The 23569-nt window shown below is 69.1% G+C and carries 29 protein-coding genes and 2 pseudogenes; 18 read left to right on the top strand and 13 right to left on the bottom strand.

What is annotated here, in order from left to right; translation table 11 throughout:
- Nucleotides 1-14 precede the first annotated feature (14 nt).
- Nucleotides 15-167, top strand: a complete 153-nt coding sequence (locus ACYVO6_RS41435; protein ID WP_461070734.1) for a BlaI/MecI/CopY family transcriptional regulator — start codon at nucleotides 15-17, stop codon at nucleotides 165-167.
- A 274-nt stretch (nucleotides 168-441) separates the two neighbouring features.
- Here ACYVO6_RS41435 and ACYVO6_RS41430 read toward each other — a convergent pair whose 3' ends face one another.
- From ACYVO6_RS41430 to ACYVO6_RS41405, 6 genes are all read right to left on the bottom strand, one after another.
- Nucleotides 442-1014 (bottom strand): hypothetical protein, encoded by a 573-nt coding sequence (locus ACYVO6_RS41430; RefSeq protein ID WP_461070732.1) that lies wholly within the window; start codon nucleotides 1012-1014, stop codon nucleotides 442-444.
- Between the two features lie 198 nt (nucleotides 1015-1212).
- Nucleotides 1213-1791, bottom strand: a complete 579-nt coding sequence (locus tag ACYVO6_RS41425) for an NUDIX domain-containing protein (protein WP_461070730.1) — start codon at nucleotides 1789-1791, stop codon at nucleotides 1213-1215.
- A gap of 401 nt (nucleotides 1792-2192) precedes the next feature.
- Nucleotides 2193-2687, bottom strand: a complete 495-nt coding sequence (locus ACYVO6_RS41420) for a lamin tail domain-containing protein (protein WP_461070728.1) — start codon at nucleotides 2685-2687, stop codon at nucleotides 2193-2195.
- A 161-nt stretch (nucleotides 2688-2848) separates the two neighbouring features.
- A complete protein-coding gene (locus ACYVO6_RS41415) occupies nucleotides 2849-3115 on the bottom strand; it encodes a hypothetical protein (protein ID WP_461070736.1) in 267 nt (88 codons plus the stop codon).
- 225 nt (nucleotides 3116-3340) lie between these two features.
- Nucleotides 3341-3622 carry a transposase gene (locus ACYVO6_RS41410; protein ID WP_461070726.1) on the bottom strand — a complete coding sequence of 94 codons (282 nt, stop codon included), beginning with the start codon at nucleotides 3620-3622 and terminating at the stop codon, nucleotides 3341-3343.
- Between the two features lie 55 nt (nucleotides 3623-3677).
- Nucleotides 3678-4319: a TetR/AcrR family transcriptional regulator gene (locus ACYVO6_RS41405; RefSeq protein ID WP_461070724.1), complete on the bottom strand. Its 642-nt coding sequence runs from the start codon at nucleotides 4317-4319 to the stop codon at nucleotides 3678-3680.
- 131 nt (nucleotides 4320-4450) lie between these two features.
- Between ACYVO6_RS41405 and ACYVO6_RS41400 the strand changes: the two genes are divergently transcribed.
- From ACYVO6_RS41400 to ACYVO6_RS41385, 4 genes are all read left to right on the top strand, one after another.
- Nucleotides 4451-5971, top strand: a complete 1521-nt coding sequence (locus ACYVO6_RS41400; RefSeq protein WP_461070722.1) for a purine-cytosine permease family protein — start codon at nucleotides 4451-4453, stop codon at nucleotides 5969-5971.
- Entirely contained in the window at nucleotides 5964-7058 is a 1095-nt protein-coding gene (locus ACYVO6_RS41395) for a DUF917 domain-containing protein (protein WP_461070720.1), read from the top strand. The genes ACYVO6_RS41400 and ACYVO6_RS41395 overlap by 8 nt, the downstream gene beginning before the upstream one ends.
- Complete coding sequence (locus ACYVO6_RS41390; protein WP_461070718.1) at nucleotides 7055-8638, top strand: hydantoinase/oxoprolinase N-terminal domain-containing protein; 1584 nt, start codon at nucleotides 7055-7057, stop codon at nucleotides 8636-8638. Before ACYVO6_RS41395 ends, ACYVO6_RS41390 begins: the two co-directional genes overlap by 4 nt.
- A gap of 287 nt (nucleotides 8639-8925) precedes the next feature.
- The gene (locus ACYVO6_RS41385) at nucleotides 8926-10116 is read left to right on the top strand and encodes a DUF5685 family protein (RefSeq protein ID WP_461070716.1); all 1191 of its coding nucleotides are present in this window, start codon (nucleotides 8926-8928) and stop codon (nucleotides 10114-10116) included.
- 11 nt (nucleotides 10117-10127) lie between these two features.
- On the opposite strand, the gene ACYVO6_RS41380 is transcribed toward ACYVO6_RS41385, so the two are convergent.
- The 6 genes from ACYVO6_RS41380 to ACYVO6_RS41355 form a co-directional block, all read right to left on the bottom strand.
- Nucleotides 10128-10271: a hypothetical protein gene (locus tag ACYVO6_RS41380; protein ID WP_461070714.1), complete on the bottom strand. Its 144-nt coding sequence runs from the start codon at nucleotides 10269-10271 to the stop codon at nucleotides 10128-10130.
- An 11-nt stretch (nucleotides 10272-10282) separates the two neighbouring features.
- On the bottom strand, nucleotides 10283-10531 hold the full coding sequence (locus ACYVO6_RS41375) for a hypothetical protein (protein WP_461070712.1): 249 nt from the start codon (nucleotides 10529-10531) through the stop codon (nucleotides 10283-10285).
- 11 nt (nucleotides 10532-10542) lie between these two features.
- Nucleotides 10543-10665: a hypothetical protein gene (locus tag ACYVO6_RS41370; protein ID WP_461070710.1), complete on the bottom strand. Its 123-nt coding sequence runs from the start codon at nucleotides 10663-10665 to the stop codon at nucleotides 10543-10545.
- The gene (locus ACYVO6_RS41365; RefSeq protein ID WP_461070708.1) at nucleotides 10662-10934 is read right to left on the bottom strand and encodes a hypothetical protein; all 273 of its coding nucleotides are present in this window, start codon (nucleotides 10932-10934) and stop codon (nucleotides 10662-10664) included. The genes ACYVO6_RS41370 and ACYVO6_RS41365 overlap by 4 nt, the downstream gene beginning before the upstream one ends.
- Nucleotides 10935-11387: 453 nt before the next feature.
- Nucleotides 11388-12197: an HAD family hydrolase gene (locus ACYVO6_RS41360; protein WP_461070706.1), complete on the bottom strand. Its 810-nt coding sequence runs from the start codon at nucleotides 12195-12197 to the stop codon at nucleotides 11388-11390.
- Between the two features lie 128 nt (nucleotides 12198-12325).
- A complete protein-coding gene (locus ACYVO6_RS41355) occupies nucleotides 12326-12610 on the bottom strand; it encodes a hypothetical protein (protein WP_461070704.1) in 285 nt (94 codons plus the stop codon).
- Here ACYVO6_RS41355 and ACYVO6_RS41350 point away from each other — a divergent pair.
- The 4 genes from ACYVO6_RS41350 (at nucleotide 12609) to ACYVO6_RS41335 (ending at nucleotide 14593) form a co-directional block, all read left to right on the top strand.
- Entirely contained in the window at nucleotides 12609-13247 is a 639-nt protein-coding gene (locus ACYVO6_RS41350; protein WP_461070702.1) for a dihydrofolate reductase family protein, read from the top strand. The genes ACYVO6_RS41355 and ACYVO6_RS41350 overlap by 2 nt on opposite strands.
- 397 nt (nucleotides 13248-13644) lie before the next feature.
- Complete coding sequence (locus ACYVO6_RS41345; RefSeq protein ID WP_461070700.1) at nucleotides 13645-13863, top strand: hypothetical protein; 219 nt, start codon at nucleotides 13645-13647, stop codon at nucleotides 13861-13863.
- Nucleotides 13864-13976: 113 nt separating this feature from the next.
- Nucleotides 13977-14225 carry a hypothetical protein gene (locus ACYVO6_RS41340; protein ID WP_461070698.1) on the top strand — a complete coding sequence of 83 codons (249 nt, stop codon included), beginning with the start codon at nucleotides 13977-13979 and terminating at the stop codon, nucleotides 14223-14225.
- On the top strand, nucleotides 14222-14593 hold the full coding sequence (locus ACYVO6_RS41335; protein ID WP_461070696.1) for a fic family toxin-antitoxin system, toxin component: 372 nt from the start codon (nucleotides 14222-14224) through the stop codon (nucleotides 14591-14593). The genes ACYVO6_RS41340 and ACYVO6_RS41335 overlap by 4 nt, the downstream gene beginning before the upstream one ends.
- A 42-nt stretch (nucleotides 14594-14635) precedes the next feature.
- Here the strand turns inward: ACYVO6_RS41335 and ACYVO6_RS41330 are convergent, their stop codons facing one another.
- A complete protein-coding gene (locus ACYVO6_RS41330; protein ID WP_461070694.1) occupies nucleotides 14636-14794 on the bottom strand; it encodes a hypothetical protein in 159 nt (52 codons plus the stop codon).
- A 50-nt stretch (nucleotides 14795-14844) separates the two neighbouring features.
- Here ACYVO6_RS41330 and ACYVO6_RS41325 point away from each other — a divergent pair, with 50 nt between their 5' ends.
- The 9 genes and pseudogenes from ACYVO6_RS41325 (at nucleotide 14845) to ACYVO6_RS41285 (ending at nucleotide 23405) form a co-directional block, all read left to right on the top strand.
- A complete protein-coding gene (locus tag ACYVO6_RS41325; protein WP_461070692.1) occupies nucleotides 14845-15579 on the top strand; it encodes a prepilin peptidase in 735 nt (244 codons plus the stop codon).
- A gap of 139 nt (nucleotides 15580-15718) precedes the next feature.
- Entirely contained in the window at nucleotides 15719-16135 is a 417-nt protein-coding gene (locus tag ACYVO6_RS41320) for a helix-turn-helix domain-containing protein (RefSeq protein WP_461070690.1), read from the top strand.
- Nucleotides 16132-16842, top strand: coding sequence for a hypothetical protein (locus tag ACYVO6_RS41315; RefSeq protein ID WP_461070688.1), 711 nt, complete (start codon nucleotides 16132-16134; stop codon nucleotides 16840-16842). The genes ACYVO6_RS41320 and ACYVO6_RS41315 overlap by 4 nt, the downstream gene beginning before the upstream one ends.
- An 85-nt stretch (nucleotides 16843-16927) precedes the next feature.
- Nucleotides 16928-18073, top strand: a complete 1146-nt coding sequence (locus ACYVO6_RS41310) for a helix-turn-helix domain-containing protein (protein ID WP_461070686.1) — start codon at nucleotides 16928-16930, stop codon at nucleotides 18071-18073.
- Between the two features lie 331 nt (nucleotides 18074-18404).
- The gene (locus ACYVO6_RS41305; RefSeq protein ID WP_461070684.1) at nucleotides 18405-18872 is read left to right on the top strand and encodes an ATP-binding protein; all 468 of its coding nucleotides are present in this window, start codon (nucleotides 18405-18407) and stop codon (nucleotides 18870-18872) included.
- Between the two features lie 26 nt (nucleotides 18873-18898).
- A pseudogene (locus tag ACYVO6_RS41300) lies at nucleotides 18899-19603 on the top strand (ISL3 family transposase); the annotation flags it as partial.
- 537 nt (nucleotides 19604-20140) lie between these two features.
- A complete protein-coding gene (locus ACYVO6_RS41295; protein WP_461070682.1) occupies nucleotides 20141-21925 on the top strand; it encodes a reverse transcriptase/maturase family protein in 1785 nt (594 codons plus the stop codon).
- 105 nt (nucleotides 21926-22030) lie between these two features.
- Nucleotides 22031-22858 (top strand): annotated as a pseudogene (locus tag ACYVO6_RS41290) (ISL3 family transposase); the annotation flags it as partial.
- A 79-nt stretch (nucleotides 22859-22937) separates the two neighbouring features.
- Nucleotides 22938-23405: a hypothetical protein gene (locus ACYVO6_RS41285; RefSeq protein ID WP_461070680.1), complete on the top strand. Its 468-nt coding sequence runs from the start codon at nucleotides 22938-22940 to the stop codon at nucleotides 23403-23405.
- Nucleotides 23406-23569: the final 164 nt, after the last annotated feature.

Raw genomic sequence — 23569 nt, 5'->3', positions numbered from 1 at the left:
ATCCCGACCGTGACATCAAGCCCAAGGTCGTGCGCACCACGCTCGAAGGACTCGTCGCCAAGGGCCATGTCCACCGCACCAAGCAGGGCAAGTCCGTCTACTACACGGCATCCGAGACTGCCCCGGCCGACACCTCGCCGGAGCAGAAGGACCCGGTCACTGCCTGACGGAGAAGGACGACATCCTCCTCCAGCGCACGCACCATCGCGTCCTGCAGCGGCTCGCCGGACTCGGCGGTGCCGCCCGGGAACTCGCGTGCCCGTGAGCAGCCCGAGCAACAGGCTGCGCGGGAAGGAGCACTCCGGCGCTGGGCACCGGTTCACCTGAGGCCTGCTGCTGACACCGGCTCGGCGGTGCGCTCGGAAGAGACGGGGGGAGACGTGGATTTGGGACAGCTTCTCACCATCACCCGACTCCCTGGCGGGCCTGATGTCTGCCGGGTCAGCGGGCGAATGTCTCGGTCAGGCGCACGCTGTAGCCGTCTTCTTCCATCAGGACGACCGTGACACCAAAGGGGGAGGGGTGGTCCAGCTCGAGCGGTGTGAAGGAGTAGTTGACGGCGGCCTGGATCGGCGGGACCAACTCGCCGCCTGGCTGGGGCTCGAGGGCAGGAAGCCAGTGGGGTCCGACCGTGGCCGGGTCATCGAGGGCTTGGGCCAGGGACTGCTCGATGTAGGGGAGTTGGTGGAGGACGTGGCCGTCCTTCGTGGCGTGCACCATGTTCAGGCATGGTGCCGGGCCGACGAGGGGCAGCCGGCAGGCGGTGGCGACGTCGTGGGTCTCCCAGGCGAGGACGATTTCGTCGGCGCCGGCCGCCGCGGCGATATTCGAGAGCGCGGCAATGCCGGTGAGTGCGTCCTCGCCGGCCTTGAGGGGACGTACCCAGATCAGGCCGACCAGTTCGCCGCGCACCAACGGCATGATGACCGGGCGGGGCACCGCTCCCTCGCCCAGGCCCGCGGTGTACGCGTTCTTCATCGATGCGACCAGTGCGTCCCACACCTGCGTGTCCACGAACTCCCCCTCACCCACGGCATATTCACGATCACGCTGACCTTGCCATGGTCGCCGCGCCGCCGCCAGCCGTCGTGACCCCCCGGACGGGAGCGTGAGGCGGTGTCAGCGCTCCACCGCACTGCCGGACAACGCCCCCGCGCCACAAGAACCGGTGAGGGCGTTCACGCCCGGTTGACAGGGAGCGCGCTCCCATACCTAGCGTCGTGAGGCGGCCATGAGCTTGCGGGTGAACCGGTGCATGTGGGGATCGAGAGTGTCCCCGGGTTCGGCGAGGACCTGCTGCAGCGACAGCCACTTGATCGCTTCAAATTCGCCCTCATCGAAGGAGGTGATGCTGCCGACGTCTGACTGCAGGACGTACCACAGCGACACGTCAGTGTGCTGGCCCTGCCCGCGTGTCTGCGTGACGGTCAGGAAGAACGGCCCTCTGCCGGAGACCGTCGACGGGACGGCCTCGGTGTGCAATTCTTCGCGGCACTCACGCAGCACCGTGTCCCACGGGTCCTCCATCGGCTCGACGTGGCCGCCGCTGGGAAGCCACAGGCCAGCCTTCCGGTGGGCGACCAGCAGAAGCTCCCCGCGGGCCTCATCAAGGACCACGAAGTAGCTGACCAGGTGGACCGCCGGGACGTCGGGTTTCTGCACCCGATACAGCGGAGCTCCGCTGGCGATCCACTCCGCCGCCGCCGCGAGATGCGTGTGCTCCTGCTCGTCCCAGGGACGGATGCCCTCCAGCAAGTTCGTCAGCCGGGTACGAAGAAGCTGGTCAGACACGTCTGAAGCATCAATGGCATTCACGGTGCTCATGATGCCAACGAGCCATGGCATCCCGTGCTCGGCACGTTCTGCTGGCGATCGCATCCAGGCGAAAGCCCCGGCGGGACGGGGGAGACCAGCCGGGGCCGTATGTGATGGTCTGCGGAGGGCGGTCGCCTCTCGGCGGAGGGCTCCATGGGGCTTCAGCCGGACGATCGTCCCCATGGGCTGTAGGTGAGGCCCGGGGACACTGTCCCCTCCGCAGCCACGTATAGGTGAACCGTCAGCTACCCCCAGTTGTTCCATGCCCGCTCCAGCGGTCGCTGTGAGCTGAGGCACCCCCTATGGAGCAGGTCAGTTGAGATAGTGCCGGGGCGGGCCTGCTCCCCCTGGGGAAGTTGGGCCCGGGCGGGCCGGGGTCAGCTGTGGTAGCGGATGTAGCCGTTGCCGTCCCGGTCGTTTGCGGTCTTGGTGTAGGAGTGGACGTCTGCGCGGTTGCCGGAGGGCTTGTACAGGTAGATCGTGTCGCGGTCGTTGTTCCACATGAAGTTGCAGTTGTCGCGGTAGACGACGTTTCTGCTGTCGGAGTCGGTGCCGTTGCCGCCGCGGAGCTTGATGTAGTCGCCGGGCTGGAGGTAGTGGCTGGCGGTGAAGGTGAAGCGGTTTCCGGCGGCGTCCTTGACGACGTAGCCCTTGAGGTTGACGGTCGCGGAGGACGAGTAGTTCTTGATCGTCAGGTATTCCTCGTCGGTGTTGCCGGTGGAGCAGCTGTTGGAGTCCCGGCCGGGCGCGTCGTACTGGACTCCGCGGACCTTCAACGCCGAGGAATACTCGGCGGCCTGAGCCGGTGTGGCAGCGAGAACGGCCAGTGCGCCGGCCGTGACGGCCGCGGCGATGACAGAATGCGTACGCATGATGAGGTCCCCCCTCAATGGTGCTGATGAGGGGCAGAAGCCCACAGACGCCCGCGACCATCCGATTACCGGCTCACGCGCGGGACTCGCAGAAAGGGCCGGCCGCGCACGACTGGGTGGAGGACCAGCGGTGGACGAGGGCCACACCTACCAGCTCGCGTTCAGTGCAGTTCGGCCCGCGACAGGCTGTCGTCGACGGGGCTCTCGTCGAGGAAGCCGCCCGACTGGTGCTGCCACGGCTTCGCGTAGGCGCCGTCCGACGCGAGCAGTTCCTGGTGCGTGCCCTGCTCGACGATCCGTCCGCGGTCGAGGACGACGAGCTGGTCCATGCCGGCGCGTGCGGCGGCGAGTTGGAGGAGCTCCGCTACTCCGGGGGGCGTGTCGGACAGTCCGGGAGCGGTCGGAGGGCAACTGGCGGCCCGGCTCAACGCCGTCCTCGCTCGCGAACGCCGACATCGGCCCTGGTCTGCTGTGACCTGCGCCACATGATGCGCTTGAGGGTGGCTACGGCGTCCGATTAACGATGGTTACTTGAAGTTTAGCCGTACTGCGGTGAGTGGGCCAGGTGTGCTGATCGGGGCTGGTGGGGCGCACCCTCTGGGAAGGTGCCGCCTAGGCTCAATACCGGGACTCTGTTGGTGATGTTGGTGGGGTCATGCGGCGATGGTGCACAGAGCGTGGAAGTGACTTGATCGGCGGCGGGCCGTCGGTGCGGTGTTGACCCAGTCGGCTATGCGGGCGACGTTGCAGGCCAGCGCGGTGAGCACGTGCTGGACATGGGTCTTTGCCAGGCCGCAGTAGTGGGAGCGGCGCAGGCCGTGAGCGTGGACGTTCTGCGAGAGGGTGGCCTGGATGCCGGCCCGGATCGCATAGCGGCGCTGCCGCTCTTCGGTGGTCGAGTTAAGCGCCCATCGCCGCGCGTCCGTCGTTGCCATGCTCCCGGCCCTGCGGGCCGACTCCGGTCGGGGCTGTCCGGCCCCGGGGGCGTGCTCAGTCGTCGAAAACCGACGCCAGCGCGTCCCGTTCGAGGCCCAGCGCGGTTTCGGTGAAGCGGGCGATGGTGCGGCGGACGTCCACGATGCCCTGGTTCACGCCGATCGAGGAGTGGACGATGACGCCGTCCAGGGCCGTGAGCAGCTGCCAGGCCAGGGCGTCCGGGTCGTGCGGGGTGAAGCGTTCCTCGCGTACGCCCCGCTCCAGGACCGCGACCAGGCGGCTGTGGGTAATGCGCATGGCGTGGTCCACAGCCGCGTGGACCCTCGGCTTGCGGGCCGCCATGTACCAGGCGTCGAGCCACACCGTCTTGTGCGGCTCCGGGCTCTCCGAGACCCAGACGCGCAGCATGTGACGCAGTCCCTCCACCGCGTCGCCGAGCTCCTCGACCTCCTGGAACGTGCGCTCGAAGTCGGTGGTGACGGCATGGGTGAACGCCTCCGCCTCCAGCGCCTCCACGACGTCGAAGTAGTGATGGACCAGGCCCGGCGCACAGCCGAGCCGGGCGGCGACACCGCGGTACGTCACGGCCGCGAGCCCTTCCTCCAGCGCGACCGCTGCGGCTGCCTCGATGATCTCCTGTCGCCGCTCGGCGGGGGGCAGACGTCGGCTCCTGGCGGTGGGCTGCGGTGCGCTCATGGAGGTCTTCCTACGTCAGCCGGTACGGCCCGTGCAAACTCCACGTTACTTCTATTGGCTTCCAGGCCAATAGTTCTTGACCGGTCCGCGCCGCCCGTGGTCGACTCCTGCCGTCCGTTTCTGTTGGCCTTATGGCCAATAACGTCGTGGTCGACAACTTCTGGGCGGTGGCACTCATGGACCCTCAGCCGGTACTGACACCCGCGCCGGCGGCGGGCCCGCCCGGCGCGGACGGCTCCGGCGGGCCGGGCGGCGACCGGCCCGGCCGCGTCGAAGTGCGCGGCATCGACCACATACCCGACGCCGAGCGCCACGGGCGTCCGCGCGAGCTGTTCTGGGTGTGGTTCGCCGCGAACATCACGTACCTCTACTTCGTCCTCGGCGGTGTCGTCCTGCTGCTCGGGCTGACCTTGTGGCAGTCCGTGCTGGTGCTCGTCGTGGGCAACCTGTACTGGGCGGGCGTGGGCGCCCTCGCCGTCAGCGGTCCGCCGTCCGGCACGCCCAGCGTCGTCGTCACCCGCGCGATGTACGGCGTGCGCGGAAACCGGCCCTTCAGCGCGGGCATCGGCTGGCTCGTCGCGATCGCGTACGAAGCCGTCAACCTCGCGCTCGGGGCGCTCGCCGGATTCGCGCTGGCCGACCACGTCGGGCTGACCGTCTCCGGTCCGGTCAAGGTGATCGTGCTGCTCGTCACCGCCGCGGTGACCTTCGCCGTCAGCATCTTCGGCCATGCGACGATCGTGCGGCTCAGCCCGTACTTCACCGCCGTGCTCGCCACCGTGATGGTGCTGCTCGCGGTGTTCGTGCTGCGGGAGGCCGACACCGGCTACGTACCGGAGGCCCCACTGCACGGCGCGGACCTGTGGGCCACGCTCTCGATCGGCGTCGCGATCATCGCCTCCGTGCCGCTGTCCTGGGCCAACGGCGCCGACTACGCGCGCTATCTGCCCCGCACGGTGTCGCTGCCCCGGGTTCTCGCCCACACGGCGCTGGGCGCTTTCCTGCCCGCCGTGGTGCTGGGCGTGCTCGGCGTCCTCGCCGGTACGCGCATCGACATGGGCGATCCGCAGGGCAACCTCGCGGAGATCGTGCCCGGCTGGTTCTATCCCCTGTTCCTGTTCGTCATCGTGTTCAGCTCGATCACGAACAACATCCTCACCGCCTACTCCTCCGGCCTGTGCCTGCAGTCGATGGGGCTGCGGGTGAGCCGGGCGCGCTCGGTGTTCCTCGACGCCGCGCTCAGTATGGCGATCGCCTCGTACGCCCTGTTCGTCCACGACTTCACCGACACACTCAGCCGACTCCTCGAAGTGACCGTGGCCGTGCTCGCCCCCTCCATGGCCCTGTACGTCGCCGACATCGTGCTGCGCCGCAACCGCTACGACGGCGTGGCGCTACACGACGAGTCGCGGACGAGCCGCTTCTGGTACCGCGGCGGGTTCAACGTCGCGGGCGTGGCCGCGCTCGTCGTGGGTGCCGCCGGTGCCGTGCTGTGCGTGAACACCACCGACTTCCAGGGGCCGCTGTCCGATGCCCTGGCGGGCGGTGACGTGAGCTTCCTGGTCGGGCCCGCGCTCACCGTGGCGGTGTACGCGGCGCTGTGGCGCTGGAGCGAGCGGTCCGCTCGTCCTCAGGAGGCCGGCCGTGGCTGAGCCGATGGTCCTGACCGCCGACGACCTCGACGACCTGGCACTCGGCTGCGCCGTCTACGGCACCGGTGGCGGCGGCGACGTCTCCGGTGAGCTGTTGGCCGCTTCCGTGGCCCTGAAGACGTACGGCGACGTCCCCCTCGTACCGATGACAGATCTGCCGACGGACGGACTGATCCTCCCGCTGTCGATGATCGGCGCGCCCACGGTCGCCCTGGAGATGCCGGGCAGCGGTCGGGAGGCGGAGGCGGCCCGGGCCGAGGTCGAGCGGCTGACCGGGCGGCGGGTCGTCGCCGTGATGGCCGCGGAGATCGGCGGCGCGAACGGCGTGGCACCGGTCGGCTGGGCGGCCCGGCTCGGGCTGCCCCTGCTGGACGCGGACGGGATGGGACGCGCCTTTCCCGAGCTGCAGATGGTGTCCATGCACGTCGCGGGCCTGAAACCCGAGGTCGTCGTCCTCGTCGACGCGCTCGGCAACACGGCCTCGCTACGGCCGGTCGACGCGGTGTGGGCCGAGCGCTGGGGGCGGGCTCTGTGCGTCGCTTCGGGCTCGTCGGCGCTCATGGCCGACCACTTGCTGACGCCCGCCGACCGGGACGCGGTGGTCCACGGGTCGGTGTCCCGGGCCCTGGAGGTGGGCCGGGTGCTGCGAGCCGCCGAGGAGCCCATGGACGCCCTGGTCGCCGCCCTCGGCGCCCGGCGGCTGGTGACCGGCGTGCTCGAGGACGTGGACCGGGACACCGACGAGGGCTTCGTCCGCGGGAGCGTGACCGTCTCCGGGCGTGGCGCCGACCACGGGCGGCACCTGCGCATCGAGTTGCAGAACGAGAACCTGGTGGCGTGGGAGGGCGGCGCGGTCCTCGCGAGCGTTCCCGACCTGATCACGGTGTGCGACACGCAGACGGGCATCCCGATCGCCACCGAGTCCCTGCGCTTCGGCCAGCGGGTCACGGTGCTCGCCTGGCCGTGCGACCCGCTGTGGCGCACCCCGCGCGGCCTGGAGGTCGTGGGCCCGGCGGCCTTCGGATACGAGCATCACTACATGCCGGTGGAGTGGACCGGCCTGCTGATGGAAGAGGGCCGCCGATGACCCGCCACCCCTCGTCCCGGCTGCGGATCGGCATCGACGTGGGCGGCACCAACACCGACGCCGTGGCGCTCGACGCGCGCGACCGGCTCGTCGCCCGCGCCAAGCGGCCGACCACGGACGACGTCACCGGCGGCATGCGCGCCGCGCTCGAAGCGGTCCTGGCGGAACTGGGGGAGCGGTCCCGGGACGTACGCGCCGTCATGCTCGGCACGACCCACGCCACCAACGCCGTCGCCGAGCGCCAGGGCCTCGCCCAGGTCGGCGTCCTGCGTATCGCCGGACCGGTCGCCGACGCGGTCCCGCTGCTCGCCGCCTGGCCGTCCGACCTGTACGGGAAGGTCGTGGCCGGTGTCGCCGGGGTCGGCGGCGGTCATCTGATCGACGGGCACCCGGTGGCCCCGCTGGACATCGAGGCCGTCAAGCGTTTCCTGGGGGAGGTCGCGGGACGAGCCGAGGCGATCGCCGTGACCTCGGTGTTCGGGCCGGTGCACCCTGTACACGAACTGTGCGTCGCCGAGCTCGTACGGGCCGAACTCGGCACTGCAGTGCGCGTCTCGATGGGTCATCAGATCGGTGCCCTGGGCCTGTTGGCACGAGAGAACTCGACGGTCCTCAACGCGGCGCTGGGCCCCGCGATCGGAGTGGTCACGGCGGCCCTCTCCCGGGTCGTCGCCGACCACGGCCTCGACGCCGCCGCCTACTTCGCGCAGAACGACGGCACGCTCATGGAGGCGGCCCACGCCGACCGTTTCCCCGTGCTCACCATCGGCTCCGGGCCGTCGAACTCGCTGCGTGGAGCCGCGCTGCTGACCGGCCGGAGCGATGCCATCGTCGCCGACGTCGGGGGCACCACGACCGACCTGGGCGTCCTGGTCGACGGCTTCGCGCGGGAGAGCGCCGCCGGGTGCGTCATCGGCGGCGTACAGACGAACCTGTCCATGCCCGACGTGCTGTCCATCGCGTACGGAGGCGGCACCGTCGTCCACGACACCCGCGTCGGACCCGACTCCGTCGACCGGGCGATCACCACGCGTGCCCTGGTGTTCGGCGGCGACACGCCCACGCTCAGCGACGCGGGAGTCCTCGCCGGGCGGATCGCCCTCGGGGACCGCGACCGCATCGCCGACCACCGGGACGGCGGGGCGGCCGCCCGGCTCAAGACGGCGGTGGAGGACTTCGACACCGAGTTCTCCCATGCCGTGGGCCTCGTCTCGCACGGCCGCCGCGACCAGCCGGTCATCGCCGTCGGCGGCGCGGCAGGCCTGGTCCCCGACACGGTCGGCGGGCATGCCGTCGAACGGCCCCGCAACGCGGATGTCGCCAATGCGGTCGGCGCGGCCATCGCCCTCGTCGGCGGTGAGTACGAGACCGTCGTCCCGGCCGGTTCGGGGCGCCGGGAAGCCCTCCAGGAGGCGCGCGCCACCGCCGTCGAGCGGGCGATCGAGAGGGGCGCGGACCCCGACGACGTGTCCGTCGTCCGCATCCGCGAGGTGCCTCTCAGCTACGGCGGCCACCGGTCGATCAGGGTCACCGTGAAGGCGGTCGGGCGGCTGGCGGATCCGGGCTTGCCTCCTCCGTAGGCGAAAAGGAGCTCGCCCTGCGGCGGCCACAAGGTCAGGACGGGCGGCGAGGTTCGCGCCAAGTGGATAGACGCCGCGTGGGGGGTTCGTGACGGTACTGGTGCACAGCAAATCCGTCGAGAGTCCATGTGTCCCAAGGGTCGTTTCGCAAACGGCTGCTGACTGTGAGTGAAATATGATTCTTCACGGCGTATGGGTGATGGGGGGTGCGTACGGGTGAACGCGGCGATCGGTACGATGCCGCAGCTCACCGCAGTTCAACGCTGTACGTACCACGGGGGATCGTCGTGTTCGGAATCGTCAGGCCCTGCCGTCACCGGCTCGGAGAGAGTCTCAAAACCCAGTGGATGGCGCATTTGTGCGGGCTGTGCCTCGCGCTGCGCAAGGACCACGGACAGTTCGCGAGGGTCGTCACGAACTACGACGGCTTGCTGATATCCGTTCTGACGGAGGCTCAGGCCGAGAAGGACGGCGGCGGGCGGCGCACGGCGGGACCGTGTCCGCTGCGCGGAATGCGTAGCGCGTCCGTCGCACACGGTGAGGGGGCGCGGCTCGCGGCCGCCGTCTCGCTGGTGCTCGCCTCCGCCAAGGTGCGCGACCATGTCGCCGACAAGGACGGGCTGCTGGCCCGCAAACCGGTGGCGCTCGCCGCGCGCCGGGTCGCCGCGAGCTGGGGCCGGGCCGGGGAGCGGACCGGCTCGGACGTCGGCTTCGACACCGCCCTGCTCGTCGACGCCGTGGACCGGCAGGCCGGCATCGAGGCGCTCGCCGGGCTCGGAACGCCCCTTCTCACGGTCACCGAACCGACCGAGACCGCGACCGCCGCCGCCTTCGCCCACACCGCGGTCCTCGCCGGACGGCCGGGCAACGCGGAACCGCTCGCCGAGGCCGGGCGCCTCTTCGGGCGGCTCGCGCATCTCCTGGACGCCGTGGAGGACAAGGAGGCTGACGCCGCGGCGGGTGCCTGGAACCCGCTCACCGCGACCGGGACGCCGCTCACGGAGGCCCGGCGGCTTGCCGACGACGCCGTGCACGGGATACGGCTCGCGCTGCGGGAGGCCGACTTCACGGACCCGAAGCTCGCGCACCGGCTGCTCGTGCACGAGCTGCGCACCTCCGTGGACCGGGCCTTCGGCACCGCTGCCTGCGCGCACGGACCCGCGCCGACGGGAGCGATGCCGGGCGGACCGTACGCCCCGCCCGGCGGACCGTGGGCCCCGCTGCCCCCGGAGCCGCCCCGCCGCGACCGGCGCGGGCTGCTCGCCGGGTGCGCGGTGTGGATGGGGCTCGCCTGTACCTGCCAGATGTGCTGCGGAGGGTTCGACGACCCATGGAGCCGGGAACGCCGGGAAGGACTGTGCACCAACACCGACTGCAGCGGCTGCGGTGACTGCTGCAACTGCTGTCAGTGCTGCGGGAACTGTTGCGGCGACGACGGCTGCGGCTGCGACGGATGCGACTGCGGCTGCAGTTGCTGAGCCGCTCCCGGTCAGTCCTTGAGCTCCGGCGGCGAGATCTGCGAGGTCGCGATCGCCGAACCTGACCCCCGCATCCTCGCCGTCTTCAACGAGGGCTCGGGTTCGGCGGCGTCCGGGTCGGCGACGTCGAAGCGAAGGTGCGGGGCGTACATCATGGTCGTACTCCTTACTGCTCGACGGCATCCCGGGAGACTCGGATGGGCTTGTCAGCTCCCTTCCTCCACAGGGTCTTCTCGTACACCCATGTGCCGTTTCGGCAGGTTTCGAGCGCGATGCCGGTGAGCCGGTCATCCCCGTTGCGTCGGGCGAACAGGGCGAGGCGTTCGCTGACTTCCCTGTCGACGGCTGGCCGGCTGGCGAGTACGCGCGAGTGTCCGAGTACGCCGGGGGTGTAGCTGAAGCGGAACGAGGCCACGGTCATACTCCTCACTTCTCGTTGGGGGTCGGGCGATAGTCGTGAATCCAGTTGCTGTACTCGTCACTGGGGTCCAGGAGGACGTTCACGGCGGTTTGCCCTTCCGGACGGATGTCCCACTGCACGTTCGTCACGAGCCAGTAGCTCTCTGCTCGTTGTCCGTTTCCACGAGGAACGAGTCACCGATGCGGGGGACGGCCGGAAGAACGATGGTGCGGTCCTCGTCGCCGAGGAAGAGTGTGACTTCGACGCTGCCTGCGGGTTGGACTGCGTGGGCGGGTCCGATGACGGCCACGGTTCGTCCGTGTCGGGTGAGTGCGGTTGTCTGCCCTGTGGTGCGGGCGTGGTCGGCGATGTCGCCGAGTCGGGCTCGGGCAGCTTCGATACCGATGGCCTTCTCCATGAAGAAAGCTCACGGGCCTTAAGGAATGGATTGCAATAGGGTCTGCCGATCTCAACGGCGCACGCCGCCCGTGGCCTGCGAGACCCTCTGCAGGCGCGGATTGGCGTTGCCGCAGCGTGGTACGACGAGCACCACGCCCGCGAGTACGCGCGACTGATCGCCCCGCCCTGATCCTCCTCATGACCGTGGGCTTCGGGCTGATCGAGTTCCTGAGCCGCGGCGCGGTTGAAGCGACGATCCGCCATTACCAGGAGGTTGGGCTCCTCCTTTCGAGCCGCTGTCGCGGGTTGCGGCAGGTGAGCGCGTCGAGCGTCGATACCAGCCGCCGTAGTCGGCCGCGGCCGCTTCCACGTCTTCCGTGCGGATGCCGCAGTCCATCATCACGCAGCAGCAGGTGACCAGGACACTCTCAGGCGACGGAGAAAACGCCCGGCGGCCCCAGCTCGGTGGTGTTCAGGGCCCGCTGCCCGGTCGCTGCATGCTCACCCGGGGGCCAACCCGGCGGAGGCTTCTGGACCCCGTCGCCGGGCGGCGATGGCGACCAGGGTGTGCGAAGTGACCACCCAGTCCGCGCCGCCTCGTCTCATCTCCCGCATCGTGGGTGTAGCCGAGAAATCGGACGCCCGCCGCCCGCGCCGCCACCAGGTCGGTGAGCTGGTCCCCGACCATGAGGACGTGGGAGGGGGTCACACCCTTCAGGCACTTCAGCGCGCGGCACAACGAATCGGGGTGCGGCTTCATATGGCGCGGCTCATGCGGATCCCGGCCGCAGACATCCACGAACTTCGACTGGAGCTGCTTGTGCTTGAGGTACTCCCACACGGGACCCTCAGCGTTGTTGCTCACCACCACCAGACGCTTGCCGAGAGCGGTCAGCGCGTTCAGCAGCGGTTCGAGGTCCGGGGCGGCCTTGGCGGAGGCGACGGCGGCGTATTCGTGCCGCGTGACAATTCTGTGTGCCTCTTTGAGCGGCCTGCGACTGAGGGTGACCGGTGACATCCGGTCGTACATGGTCCTGAGCGCCAGGAGGATGCCGTGCGAGTCGTCGCAGTCCTCGACCGCCTGGTCCAGTACGCCCCACTCCCCGCGCGCCATGTCCTTGACTTCCTTGGCGATGGGCGCCGTCGGCGTCGTGCCGAACAGGTCACAGATGGTGCCGTCGAAGTCGACGAGCACCGCACCCCCGTCATCCAACAGCCTTCGCAGGGCCTCTTGTTGACCGGGTTCATCAGGTTCGCCGCTCGCGGGCTTCTTGGTCGTCACCCAGCCAGTGTGGACCACCTGAGCCTGTACGCCTTTCGTGTGCGCCTGCCTACCTTGCTGGACGTCCGCAGGGAGGCCGAGTTCGGTCCGCACAACCGTGAGAGCTTGCGGCCTTCGCGCTGGCCGGGTCAGCGGTGGGGGCGCCACCGCGTGAATATGCACTGGTCATCGCCTGCGCCGAGGCTGAATGGCAGGCCGATGCGGTTGAGGGAGACCGTCTCGCCTGGGGCGTGGGTGGTGTAGCCGCAGCGGATGTAGAAGGCGGCCAGGTCGCGCCGCGCACTCGGCGCCGGGGCGCGGTGCCGGGCACCAGTATGGCCCGCCGAAAGAATGTGCGCGGGGATGTCGATCCAGGCAGGCTCTGCACGACGCAGGGGTGAGAGAACGACATCAACACGAGAGGTGAAGGCCATGCCCAAGGTCCGCGTACACAACGTGACGATCTCCCTTGACGGCTTCGCGGCCGGCGCGAACCAGCGACTGGACGCCCCGTTCGGCGACGGCGTTGGCTGGGGTGACGACCTGCACAGCTGGTTCGTCTCCGCGACGGAAGACTCCGCCGCGGGGAAGACCGGAATCGATGTCGACTACTTCGTCCGCGGCGAGCAGAACATCGGCGCCACGATCATGGGACGGAACATGTTCGGGCCGCAGCGCGGGCCGTGGGAGGACGAGTCCTGGCAGGGCTGGTGGGGCGACAACCCGCCCTACCACCACGACGTTTTCGTACACACCCACCATCTGCGCCCGACGCTGGAGATGGCCGGCGGAACGACCTTCCATTTCACCGATGAGTCGCTGGAGACGGTGCTCCAGCGCGCGTTCGACGCCGCGGGCGGCAAAGACGTCCGGATCGGCGGCGGCGCGGCGGTCATCCAGCAGTATCTGCGCGCCGGGCTGATCGACGAGCTCCACCTGGTGATCGCGCCGATGCTCATCGGGCGCGGGGAGCGGCTGCTCGACAATCTGGGTGACGGGATCGACGGCTACCGGGTGTCCGAGCTGGTCGGCTCGCCGACCGTCACGCACGCGGTGCTGGTCCGCCGCTGACGCGCGGGGTCAGGGTTCGTCGGGGTGGGTGTGCTGCCGCGCCCGCCTCGGTGGTTCGTCGTCGTGGTCTTGGCCCTCGTCGCTGCGCGGCGGGCAGTCGGCTGGCGCCGTCGGCGTACGGGCTCAGTGGGTGTGCCGGCCCCGACCCCGTGTGGGGGCGGGGCCGGCCATTCGGTCGGGGCGCTGGTGTCCGGACATCCGACAGCGACTACCGCGTCACCTTCGACCAACCGCCGGAACCACTCGACACCCTCCCGCAGCAACTGGCGTTCGATGACTTCGTGGAACCGACCTCCTGAGACACCACAGAGTCGCGGTCTCGGGAACGACGGTCACCTGATATTGATCTTGTCCAGGTGGAGAGGTGGTTTAGCGCCGGTTTAGTGAGCAGTGCGATGTGACCTTCGTCCTCGACCCGTCGTCCGCCGAGATCGGGTACCGCGTTCGCGCCGCGTACACGGAGTACGACGACCCCGGCGAGAGCGAGACGCTCCACGCCGATCTGGGCAGCGTCGAGTTTCTCCGAATCTCCGGCTACGGCACGTGGGCCCAGACGGGCCTGGCCGCCGCCTTGCGCACAGCTGCTGACCTGCTCGACGCCGCTGAAACAGGCTGATGCCGAAGCGGCCGGCGGGCAGGGCCCCGCAGGTGCGTACGGTGCCGACTGCGTGCCGCTTCCGCGTCCGGCCCACGCCTGCTACCACCCTGCTACCATGCGGTGTGACTTCCATGAAGAAGCAGACGCAGGTCCGGCTGGAAGAGGACGTGCTCGCGGCCGGCAAGGCTGCCGCGGCCGCCCGCCGACTGGACTTCAACAAGTACGTGGAGCGGCTCATCATCGAGGACACCACCGGAGCCCGCGCCGCCGGTATGGGTGCGGCCCAGCGGCTCATCGATGAGCACGGCACGTTTCTCGACGATCTGGAGCGGCAGCTCGACGCCCCGTACGCCGAGCCGCATCCGGGCGCTGCCGCGTGATCCTGCACGTCGACGAATCCTGGATCCTCGAGGTGGCGGAACGGGCCGGTCACCGCGACCCGGCCGCCGACGATTATGGCCTGCCCATCGCAGCAGTCGCCCGCCACCGCGGCGAACTCCTCGATCATCCCGTCTACGACGGCCCCTACGCCCGGGCCGCCGCCCTGGTGCACACCCTGGGCCGCTGCCGCTGGCTGGAGCGCTCCAACCTCACCGTCGCCTGCGCGGTCGCCGTCATGTACCTCGAGGCCAGCAACATCCCCGTCAACCCCACCCGCGAACAGCTCACCGCACTCGCCCACGAGCTGAACAACCCGCGCTGCACCGCCGCCCGGATCGCCACCTTCCTGCGCACCTGGAAACCCTGATCCCGAACCGGTTAGTGATCGCCTCAGGTCACGCCAGCTCATTCACCTGGTCGCCTGGGGCATGTCGGCCGCGGCGTCACCGAAGATGTGAGGTACGGCGTTCTGGAGGTCGGCGAGCCCCTGCTCGGTCAGGCAGTCCAGCAGCGTGATCGCCTCAACGCAGGTCGTTCCCGGCCTCAACAGCGTCCACGTGCTCGTCACAGTACGGGCCGTCCGCAACACCGGGCGGAGCTGACCTTAAGCTCCGTCCGGTGGAGACGTACTGGATCGTCACGGTGGCCGTCGTGTGGGGTGCTGGGGCGGGCCTGCTCATACCGCGCGCCGCGTACCGGCTTTCCGTGCCGCCCGATGAGCCGTGGCGGGCAGTGTGTCCTGCCGGACACCCCTTCGCCGGTGCCGGGAACGGATGGCTGGGGCGGGCCCGCTGCGCCGACGGCGACTCGTACGGCCCCAGCACGCCCGTCCTCGCCGCTGCCTCAGCCGTGGCCTGCGCCGTACTGGCGGCCGCCGTCGGCGCCCGCCCCGAACTGGTGGTCTGGCTGCTGCTCGTCCCGGTCGGGGTGCTGCTCGCCGTCGTCGACTTCGTGGTGCACCGGCTGCCCGACGTGGTCACGCTGCCGCTCGCGGCGTCGGCTCTCATCCTGCTCGGCGGGGCCGCGCTGCTGCCCGGTGCCGGCGGTAGCTGGAGGACCGCGCTGCTCGGTTCCCTCACGCTTGGGGCCTGCTCCTTGCTGCTGTTCCTGATCAATCCCAAGGGCTTCGGCTTCGGCGATGTGAAGTTCGCCCCTGCGCTCGGGGCCGTCCTGGGCTGGTACGGCTGGGGAATCCTGCTCATCGGCACGTTCGCCGGATACCTGTTCGGTGCGCTGTACGGCGTCGGTCTCATCCTCGCGCGCCGCGCCGGCCGCAAGTCAGCGATCCCGTTCGGCCCGTTCCTCATCGCTGGAGCGTTCGCCGGAGTGCTCCTGGGCTCCCTCGCTCTGTGAACCTCGGGGGCTGCTCGCCGGTGTGACTAATGTGGCGTGCCATGGGCATACGCGCTCTGCCCGTCTTTCAGCGGGACGGGTGGGCCTTGTCTTGCCAGCGCACACGGTCCGGGCGAGTAGGTATGCGAGCGATCTGGTTATGCAAGAGCGGGATGAGACGATCGGCGGCCCGATCGGGGAGCGCTTGGCGGCCTGGCGGGTACACCGGAGACTGTCCCAGGAGGATCTGGCGTCCCGGGCGGGCCTGGAGGTCGGCTATGTCGCCAGCCTGGAGACGGGCGCTGATTGGATGGACCGCCGCGGCCGGCTGGCCGCCCTGGCCGGAGCGTTGCGGCTGGACGTATCAGATCTGACTGGGCAGCCCTATCCGCCGAGTGGAGCTGACCACGCGGCCGTACGAGCGGTCGCGTTCCACCTGCGGCGCCGCGTTCTGCGGGGGACCTGGGGACATCACCCGGCCCGCTGCTCGATGAACTGGCACAACGGGTCCAAGACGCCGCAACGGCCGACGCCGCAGGAGACGAGCACCGTCTCGCCCGCGCACTGCCCGAGTTGATCGACGCGGCAGACCTTGCCGTCGCCGCAGCAGCACCGCCCGAGCACGAGGAGGCGACCCGCCTCCGGGTGCAGGCCCACGTGCTGGGCGCCGGGCTGCTGCGACGGCTGGGGTATAAGGACCTGGCCTGGATGTTGCTCCACCGCGCCCGGCCCGGCGCCCGGGAGCCCCTTTTGGTGCTGGTCGAGGAGGTACAACTGCTGATCGACCTCGGCCTGCCCGAGTACGCTCTGGCCCGCGCCGAGCGTGCCCAAGACGCCGGGGCGGGGCAGGAGTTGGTCCCCCTGACCGCTCTGGCGCAGGTCATGGCCGGTCGCCGACGAATCGCCGAGCAGCTCCTGGACACGGCCGCTGCGCAGGCCGCGAGCGCACGGGACCTGGCCACGGTGGACGCCGCCCGCGCTGCCGTCGCCGTCGAGTGCGGCGACTCCGAAGAAGCCGGCGACCATGTCCGCGGGGTGGATCAGGGACTGCTCGACGGCGCTCGTCGGTCCGGTTTGCTGGTGGTCGCCGCAGCCGCCGCAGCCCGGCAGGACCATACGGAGCAGGCCACGGCCCGGCTTCTCGAGGCCGATGCCGTGGCACCGTTGCGGCTGCGGCTCGATCCTTTGGCCCGGGACCTGGTCGCCGCGCTCGCTGTACGAACCGCCGGCACCTCGCAGGCCGCTGAGGTGGGGAATCTGGCCGAGCGCGCGGGGCTGCGGTGACACCGCCCGTGTTAACGGGAACCACCTCGGTGGGCGGGTGGACCGCCCTAGGCTACGGCTGAGACACGGAGTTGGGCGGGGGATCATGAACGAAGAGCAAGCCCGGAAGATCGGCAAGCGCCTTCGGTCAGCCCGCCTGCAGCGGGGGATGAGTCTGCGCACACTCGCGGGCAAGGCCGACGTGTCGATGGGCTACCTATCGATGGTGGAGAACGGACACCGGCTGTTAGACCGCTCCAGCCTGATCACCGCGCTCGCTGACGCCCTGCAGATCGCCCCGTCCGAGCTGACCGGCCAGCCCTTCGCTCCGGTGGACCCGAACGCGAGCGCAGCCCACGAGGCGATCCCGGCGCTGCGCCTGGCGCTGATGGGGATCACCATGGCCACCCCGCCGGACCTTTGCCCGCCCCAGGTTCCGACGGCCGTACTGGCCGAGCGCGTCGCGCAGGCCAACCGGCTGTACCACGCCGCCGAATACGGCACCCTCGCCGCCGGCCTGCCCACCCTGCTGACCAATCTGCACGCCGCCGTTGAGGCCGCTGATGGGCTGGCCCGGCACGAGCTGCTGAAACTGCTGGCGGACGCCTACCACCCGGCCTGCACCCTTCTGCTGAAGAACCTGGGCTACACCGACCTGGCGTTCATCGCCGTCACCCGCGCCGCCGAGGCGATCACGGAGCTGGACGACCCGGTCTACTCCGCCCTGTCCGGCTTCTTCCACACGCACGTGCTGATGTCCGCGGGCAGCCCCACCCAGGCCCTCGCTCAGGCCACCGCCGCTGCCAACACGCTGGAAGCACATCTGCACAGCGCGGACGCGCACGCGCTGCTCGGTGAGCTCCACCTGATTTCCGCCACCTCCCTCACCCAGGACCGGCACCGGGCCGGCAACGCCCGTGCCGAGGAGGTCCGAGGCCACCTCGCCGAGGCCTCCGATCTCGCCGGCCGCATGGGCGAGACGCGGGCCTGGCACCTCAACTTCGGCCCCACCAACGTCGGCATCCACGAGGTGAGCCTGAACACCGACCTCGGCCTGCATGGCAAGGCCGTCACCGCCGGGCACGCGGTACACCCTGAGGTCCTGGACGAGGCCCCCGGCCGGCAGGCCGCCTACCACGCCGACCTGGCCCGCTCCTTGGCCCACCTGCGCGGCCGGGAAGCCGATGCGGTCTCCTCCCTGCTGACCGCCGAGCAGATCGCCCCCAGCGCATCCACGCCAGCGCGCCGGTGAGGAGCACGGTCGAGTACCTCACCGACCGGCCGCTGCCCGCGCACGTCGCACGGGACCTGCGAGGCCTCGCCCACCGCATCGGCCTGCCGAACTGATCGACGGCACGCCCGGCCGGACGCACGGCGCCCGCACACCGAACACCGGATCCGCATGCGACAGCACGCTCGGACGTCCTCGCACACGTGGTCCCCGCAGGACTGCTGAACGGGACGTACGGCCCGGCGCGACTCCCGGGTGCGTGGGTTCACTGTCGTGAACACCCCTATGTACTAACGCACTTACCTTCAGTGACGGGCCGGGTAGGTCCCGCCCAGAGAGGGTGAGGCACGCGATGACCAGCGCTCCGGTGCGTCACGACTTCCCGGTGATCTCCACACCCGGGCACGTCCCGCTGGCCCGCCACGAGACCGCCAAAGTGCTCACCGACTGGGGCCTGCCCGACGAGCTGGTGGACACCTCCTGTCTGATCATCACCGAACTCGTCACGAACGTCGTACGGCACGCCTCCGTCGTGTCGCCCACCGCCACCGTCACCCTCGCCGTCGACGAGACGGGCAACCTCGTGCTGACCGTCGCGGATGCCCACCCGTTCAAGCCCAGGCCTCTGATGGCCGCGCACGACTTCGGAGGCCGGGACGCCGCGATCTGGCTGACGGCCGTCGAGTACGCGCGGGAACACCCCGAGGAGACGGTCTACTTCGTCAGCCGGAACACGAAGGACTTCGGCGACGGAACGGCGTACCCGCCGCTGATGGACCAGGACCTGGAGGGGCCCTGGCTCACATTCGGTGGTGACTGAGCGTGGTGGCGGGTCGTTGGCATGACGTGCGAAATGTCAACGAGCTTGTGAGCACGGTGTTTTCGGGGCTGGGTCCCCTGGTCATCGAGGAGGTGGTCGACGAAGGGAAGGAGATCTTGGTACGGGCGCGGACACCGGAGGACTCGGTGCCGTGCCCGAGCTGCGGGGCGTTGTCCGGGCGTGTGCACGGTTATCACAGGCGGACCGTGGCCGACGTGCCGGTGGACGAGCGGCGGGTGGTGGTCCGTGTGCGGGTGCGGCGCCTGGTATGTCCCACGCGCGGCTGCCGTCACACCTTCCGCGAGCAGGTGCCCGGGCTGCTGGAGCGATACCAACGGCGTACCGCCCGTCTGACCAGGCAAGTCAAGGCTGTGGTCAAGGAGTTAGCGGGCCGGGCGGGGGCACGTTTGCTGGCGATCCTCGCTGTGGGCGTCTCGCGTCATACTGCCCTGCGCGCTCTGTTGCGCATCCCGTTGCCCACCGGGCGGGTGCCCCGCGTGATCGGTATCGACGATTTCGCTCTGCGCCGGCGTCACCGCTATGCCACCGTGGTGATCGACGCCGAGACCCATGAGCGGATCGACGTGCTGCCCGACCGCACGGCCGACACCCTGGAGGCGTGGCTGCGTGCTCATCCGGGCGTCGAGGTCGTGTGCCGCGACGGCTCCGCGACCTATGCCGAGGCCATCCGCCGTGCCCTGCCCGACGCGGTGCAGGTCGCGGACAGGTGGCAGTGCGCCATGAGGCGCCTTGTCGTATCCCCGATTGAGTCGGGAAGAATTTGGAGGGAGATTCTTGGGTCTGATGGCTTACCCAATCCGGAAACGGTGATGGGGACCGCAGCATGCCAGAAAATCGACGGCCGGGCTCAGGTATCAGGGACGGAGCGTCGAGGGACCCGCGTGACACGGTGAAAGCTGGATTGCCTGAACCCCAATCTCCAGAAGACTGAAGGTCAAGTCCGTCGGAAAGATACCTGACACCGACGCCGCACCCTGCGACGGCTTAGTGCCATGGCTGACGCAACCTCCAGGGTGCGGAGCGATGCCCAGTGAGGGAATTCAAGGAGATGAGTGGGGCACCTACATCACGCTAGGACGTACGACAAGGACGAACATGGGATCGCCTACGGGAGGAGATCTTCCTACGGCGACGGAGGCCCCGTAGTAGTCGCCGGAGTCACGACCGGCCAAGGAGGACGGGAAAGCCGTCCGCATCGGGCGAAGGGGGCCAGGTGATCGGACACACAGAGTCGGGAGGTATGCGAAATGCAGAGCGCCGAAACGGTGCTGGGTGTCCTCCGTGAACGCGGCAGGCGTGGCCTGCCGTGCAATGAACTGTATCGGCAGCTCTTCGATCCGCAGTTGTATCTGCTGGCCTACGGACGTCTGTGCTCCAACAAGGGAGCGATGACGCCCGGGGTCAATGGGGAGACCGTGGACGGCATGTCGCTGGGCAAGATCGAGCACGTCATCGACGCGCTGCGCCACGAGCGGTACCGGTGGAGCCCGGCTCGCAGGGTCTACATCCCGAAGGGGCGGGACAGCATAAAGCTGCGCCCGCTCGGCCTGCCTCCCTGGAGCGACAAGCTCGTCGGCGAGGTGATCCGCCTGCTGCTTGAGGCGTATTACGAGCCGACGTTCTCCGACTCCTCGCACGGGTTCCGTCCCCGCCGGGGCTGCCACACCGCGTTACGCGATGTGGTCAACACCTGGACCGGGACGGTCTGGTTCATCGAGGGTGACATCGCTCAGTGTTTCGACCGGCTTGACCATGAGGTCATGCTGCGGATCCTGGGCGAAAAGATCTGCGATAACCGGTTCCTACGGCTGATGCGGAACATGCTCAGGGCCGGATACATGGAGGACTGGGTCTGGAACGCCACGCACAGCGGCAGTCCGCAAGGCGGAGTTGTTTCACCCATCCTGTCCAACATCTACCTGCACAAGATGGACGAGTACATCGAGAAGGTTCTTATCCCGGAGTACACCCGGGGGAAAGTCAGGAAGCCGAACCGCGCCTTTCACCGGGTGTGGGCGGCAATGGCAAGCGCCCGCAAGCGCGGCGACCACACCAAAGTGCGGGAACTGCGCAAGCAACTCCACAGCATGCCCAGCATGGATACTCAGGATCCCGGCTACCGGCGGCTGCGATATGTGCGTTACGCCGATGACACCCTCCTCGGGTTTGCCGGACCAAAGGCGGAAGCCGAGGAAATCAAAGAGCGCTTGGCACGGTTCCTGCGGGATGATCTCAAGCTGGAACTGTCGCCGGAAAAGACTCTCATCACGCACGCCCGGACCGGGGCGGCAAGGTTTCTCGGCTACGACATCACCGTGCTTCACAACGACCGCAAGGTCTCCGGCAGACGACGCTCTGTCAATGGGACTATCGGTCTGCGTGTCCCTCGTTCGGTGGTATCCGCCAAGCAGGCCCAGTACAAGGAGCGCGGGAAACCCGCGCGTCGGCCCGAGCTGCTGAACCAGGACGACCACGTCATCCTCAGCACCTACGGGTCGGAGTACCGCGGCATCGTCCAGTACTACCTGCTGGCCGGCGACGTCTTTCGACTCGCCCGGCTGCAATGGGTCATGGAGACCTCGATGCTGATGACGCTCGCCAACAAGCACCGCTCGTCGGTGTCGAAGATGGCTCGCAAGTACGCGGCCACCATCGAGACGCCGCACGGGCCGCGCAAGTGCTTCGAGGCCCGCGTCGAACGCACCGGCAGGAAGCCGCTGGTCGGACGGTTCGGCGGGATCCCGCTGCGACAGAACAAGAAGACGGTCATCACCGACCGTCGGCTGGCCCCGGTCAACACCAAACGCAAAGAGCTGGTCACCCGACTCCTCGCCGGGCGGTGCGAGGCATGCGGACGCATTGACGAGGTGGAAGTCCACCACATCGCCAAGCTCGCCGACCTCGGACGATCCGGGAACCGGCCGCCGTGGGCAGATCTCATGGCCGCACGACACCGCAAAGCCCTCGTGGTCTGCGGAAGTTGTCATGCGGACATCCACGGTGCAAGACCTGTGCCAGCACTCACGGAGTAGTCACCGGAGAGCGACGTGCGGCGAAAGTCGCATGCGTCGTTCGGGCTGGGGGCCGTGGGAAAAGGGCCTGCTCAGCAGGCACCTCGCCGACGGCCCACCAGTACCCTGTGGCACAACCTGTGCGAAGCCGCCCTGAGCGAGGTGAAGGCACACAGCACCTGCTGGGCCGCCGTGCTGGACGCGCCCCTGTATGACGGGCCCCGCGCACAGACCACTCTGGAGCGCTGGCACCAGGTCCACGACCTGCTCAACCAGGGCGTGGGCCTGCTCGAATGCGCCCGCCGCCTGCAACTTGCCCTGAACACCGTCAAACGCTACGCCCGCGCCGACCAGCCCGAGCGGATGCTCCGCGTCCCCAAATACCGGGCCGGCCTCGTCGACCCCTACCGCGAGCACCTGCGAAAACGCCGGGCCGAAGACCCCGCCGTCCCCGTCAGGCACCTCTTCGAAGAGATCAAGGCCCTCGGGTTCACCGGCTGCCTCAACCTCCTGCACAAGTACATCAACCAAGGCCGCGCGGACGCCGACCGCAGCCACATCTCTCCGCGCCGGCTCGCCCGGATGATCCTCACCAGGCCCGACAACCTCAAGGCCGAGCATCACGACCTCCTGGCCCGGCTCACGGCCGCCTGCCCCGAGATGACCCAACTGGCCGCCCACATCCGGGCCTTCGCCCAGCTCCTGATGCCCGCCCAAGAGAACATCGACGCGCTCGAGGACTGGATCACCCAGGTCCGCACAGTCGATCTGCCTCATCTGCATGCCTTCGCCCGGGGCCTGGAGCGGGACCACGACGCCGTCATCGCCGCTCTCACGCTCCCGTACAGCAACGGCCCCACCGAGGGCGTCAACACGAAGACCAAGCTGATCGCGCGGCAGATGTACGGCAGAGCAGGCTTCACCCTCCTCCGCCACCGCATCCTCCTCGGCTAACGTCGATACCCTCTGTCACCACCGAATGTGAGCCAGGGCCGCTCGTTTGACGGACCCGGCGACCGACGCGCCTGAAGGCATGAACGAGATCACCGGCATCGTCGCTGACGGCCTGGAGAACAAGGGCTGGGTGATCCGCGTCGTCGAGGTCGCCCCCCGCATGGCCCGTCTGCTCGCCACCGATTCGGCAACCGGCGCAGCCTGCGAGCTCGACATTCTCAAAGAGATCTTCCACAGGCCTCCCACGCTGACGGACGCCGGTCCCACGCTGTCCCGGGACGACGCCGTTGGCCTGAAGGTCCGCGCCCTGCACGACCGTGGCTTCCCCCGCCGCGGGAACCACGGGGGAGGCCGGCGATGCGGTCGGGCACGGGCGGAAGTTCGATCATCGGGTCATCTTGGTCGTCATCGCGGAACCCGACGAGGCCGGCCGGAGCGAGTGGTACCGGCTGTCGGAGCTGACCTGACCGGCCGCCTCGTAAGGCGCGCCGCATCAGGGTCAACCGGTGAGTGCCTGTCCGTGGGCGTCGATCGGCGGTGGCAGTGACCGGAGGTCCCGGCCGGGAAAACGCCGACAATCGACGGCAACCGGTTGCCATGAGATGACCGAGTCGACCCCTCAATTGTTTTCGAAAACTGGTCATTGCTCTTGACTCAGACATCCGTGCGACCGCAAGATCTGGCCACCGTATCCGCCCTCATCTGCACGAC

It is taken from the genome of Streptomyces pseudoechinosporeus (assembly GCF_054783935.1).
This window is presented reverse-complemented; position numbering and strand designations above follow the sequence as displayed.

Coding starts and splice junctions, on each gene's coding strand:
- ACYVO6_RS41420 (WP_461070728.1), bottom strand. CDS start 2,687: ATGCGTACGCATTCTGTCATCGCCGCGGCCGTCACGGCCGGCGCACTG.
- ACYVO6_RS41410 (WP_461070726.1), bottom strand. CDS start 3,622: ATGGCAACGACGGACGCGCGGCGATGGGCGCTTAACTCGACCACCGAA.
- ACYVO6_RS41405 (WP_461070724.1), bottom strand. CDS start 4,319: ATGAGCGCACCGCAGCCCACCGCCAGGAGCCGACGTCTGCCCCCCGCC.
- ACYVO6_RS41400 (WP_461070722.1), top strand. CDS start 4,451: ATGGCCAATAACGTCGTGGTCGACAACTTCTGGGCGGTGGCACTCATG.
- ACYVO6_RS41390 (WP_461070718.1), top strand. CDS start 7,055: ATGACCCGCCACCCCTCGTCCCGGCTGCGGATCGGCATCGACGTGGGC.
- ACYVO6_RS41380 (WP_461070714.1), bottom strand. CDS start 10,271: ATGATGTACGCCCCGCACCTTCGCTTCGACGTCGCCGACCCGGACGCC.
- ACYVO6_RS41365 (WP_461070708.1), bottom strand. CDS start 10,934: ATGGAGAAGGCCATCGGTATCGAAGCTGCCCGAGCCCGACTCGGCGAC.
- ACYVO6_RS41350 (WP_461070702.1), top strand. CDS start 12,609: ATGCCCAAGGTCCGCGTACACAACGTGACGATCTCCCTTGACGGCTTC.
- ACYVO6_RS41355 (WP_461070704.1), bottom strand. CDS start 12,610: ATGGCCTTCACCTCTCGTGTTGATGTCGTTCTCTCACCCCTGCGTCGT.
- ACYVO6_RS41340 (WP_461070698.1), top strand. CDS start 13,977: ATGAAGAAGCAGACGCAGGTCCGGCTGGAAGAGGACGTGCTCGCGGCC.
- ACYVO6_RS41320 (WP_461070690.1), top strand. CDS start 15,719: ATGCAAGAGCGGGATGAGACGATCGGCGGCCCGATCGGGGAGCGCTTG.
- ACYVO6_RS41310 (WP_461070686.1), top strand. CDS start 16,928: ATGAACGAAGAGCAAGCCCGGAAGATCGGCAAGCGCCTTCGGTCAGCC.
- ACYVO6_RS41305 (WP_461070684.1), top strand. CDS start 18,405: ATGACCAGCGCTCCGGTGCGTCACGACTTCCCGGTGATCTCCACACCC.
- ACYVO6_RS41295 (WP_461070682.1), top strand. CDS start 20,141: ATGCAGAGCGCCGAAACGGTGCTGGGTGTCCTCCGTGAACGCGGCAGG.
- ACYVO6_RS41285 (WP_461070680.1), top strand. CDS start 22,938: ATGAACGAGATCACCGGCATCGTCGCTGACGGCCTGGAGAACAAGGGC.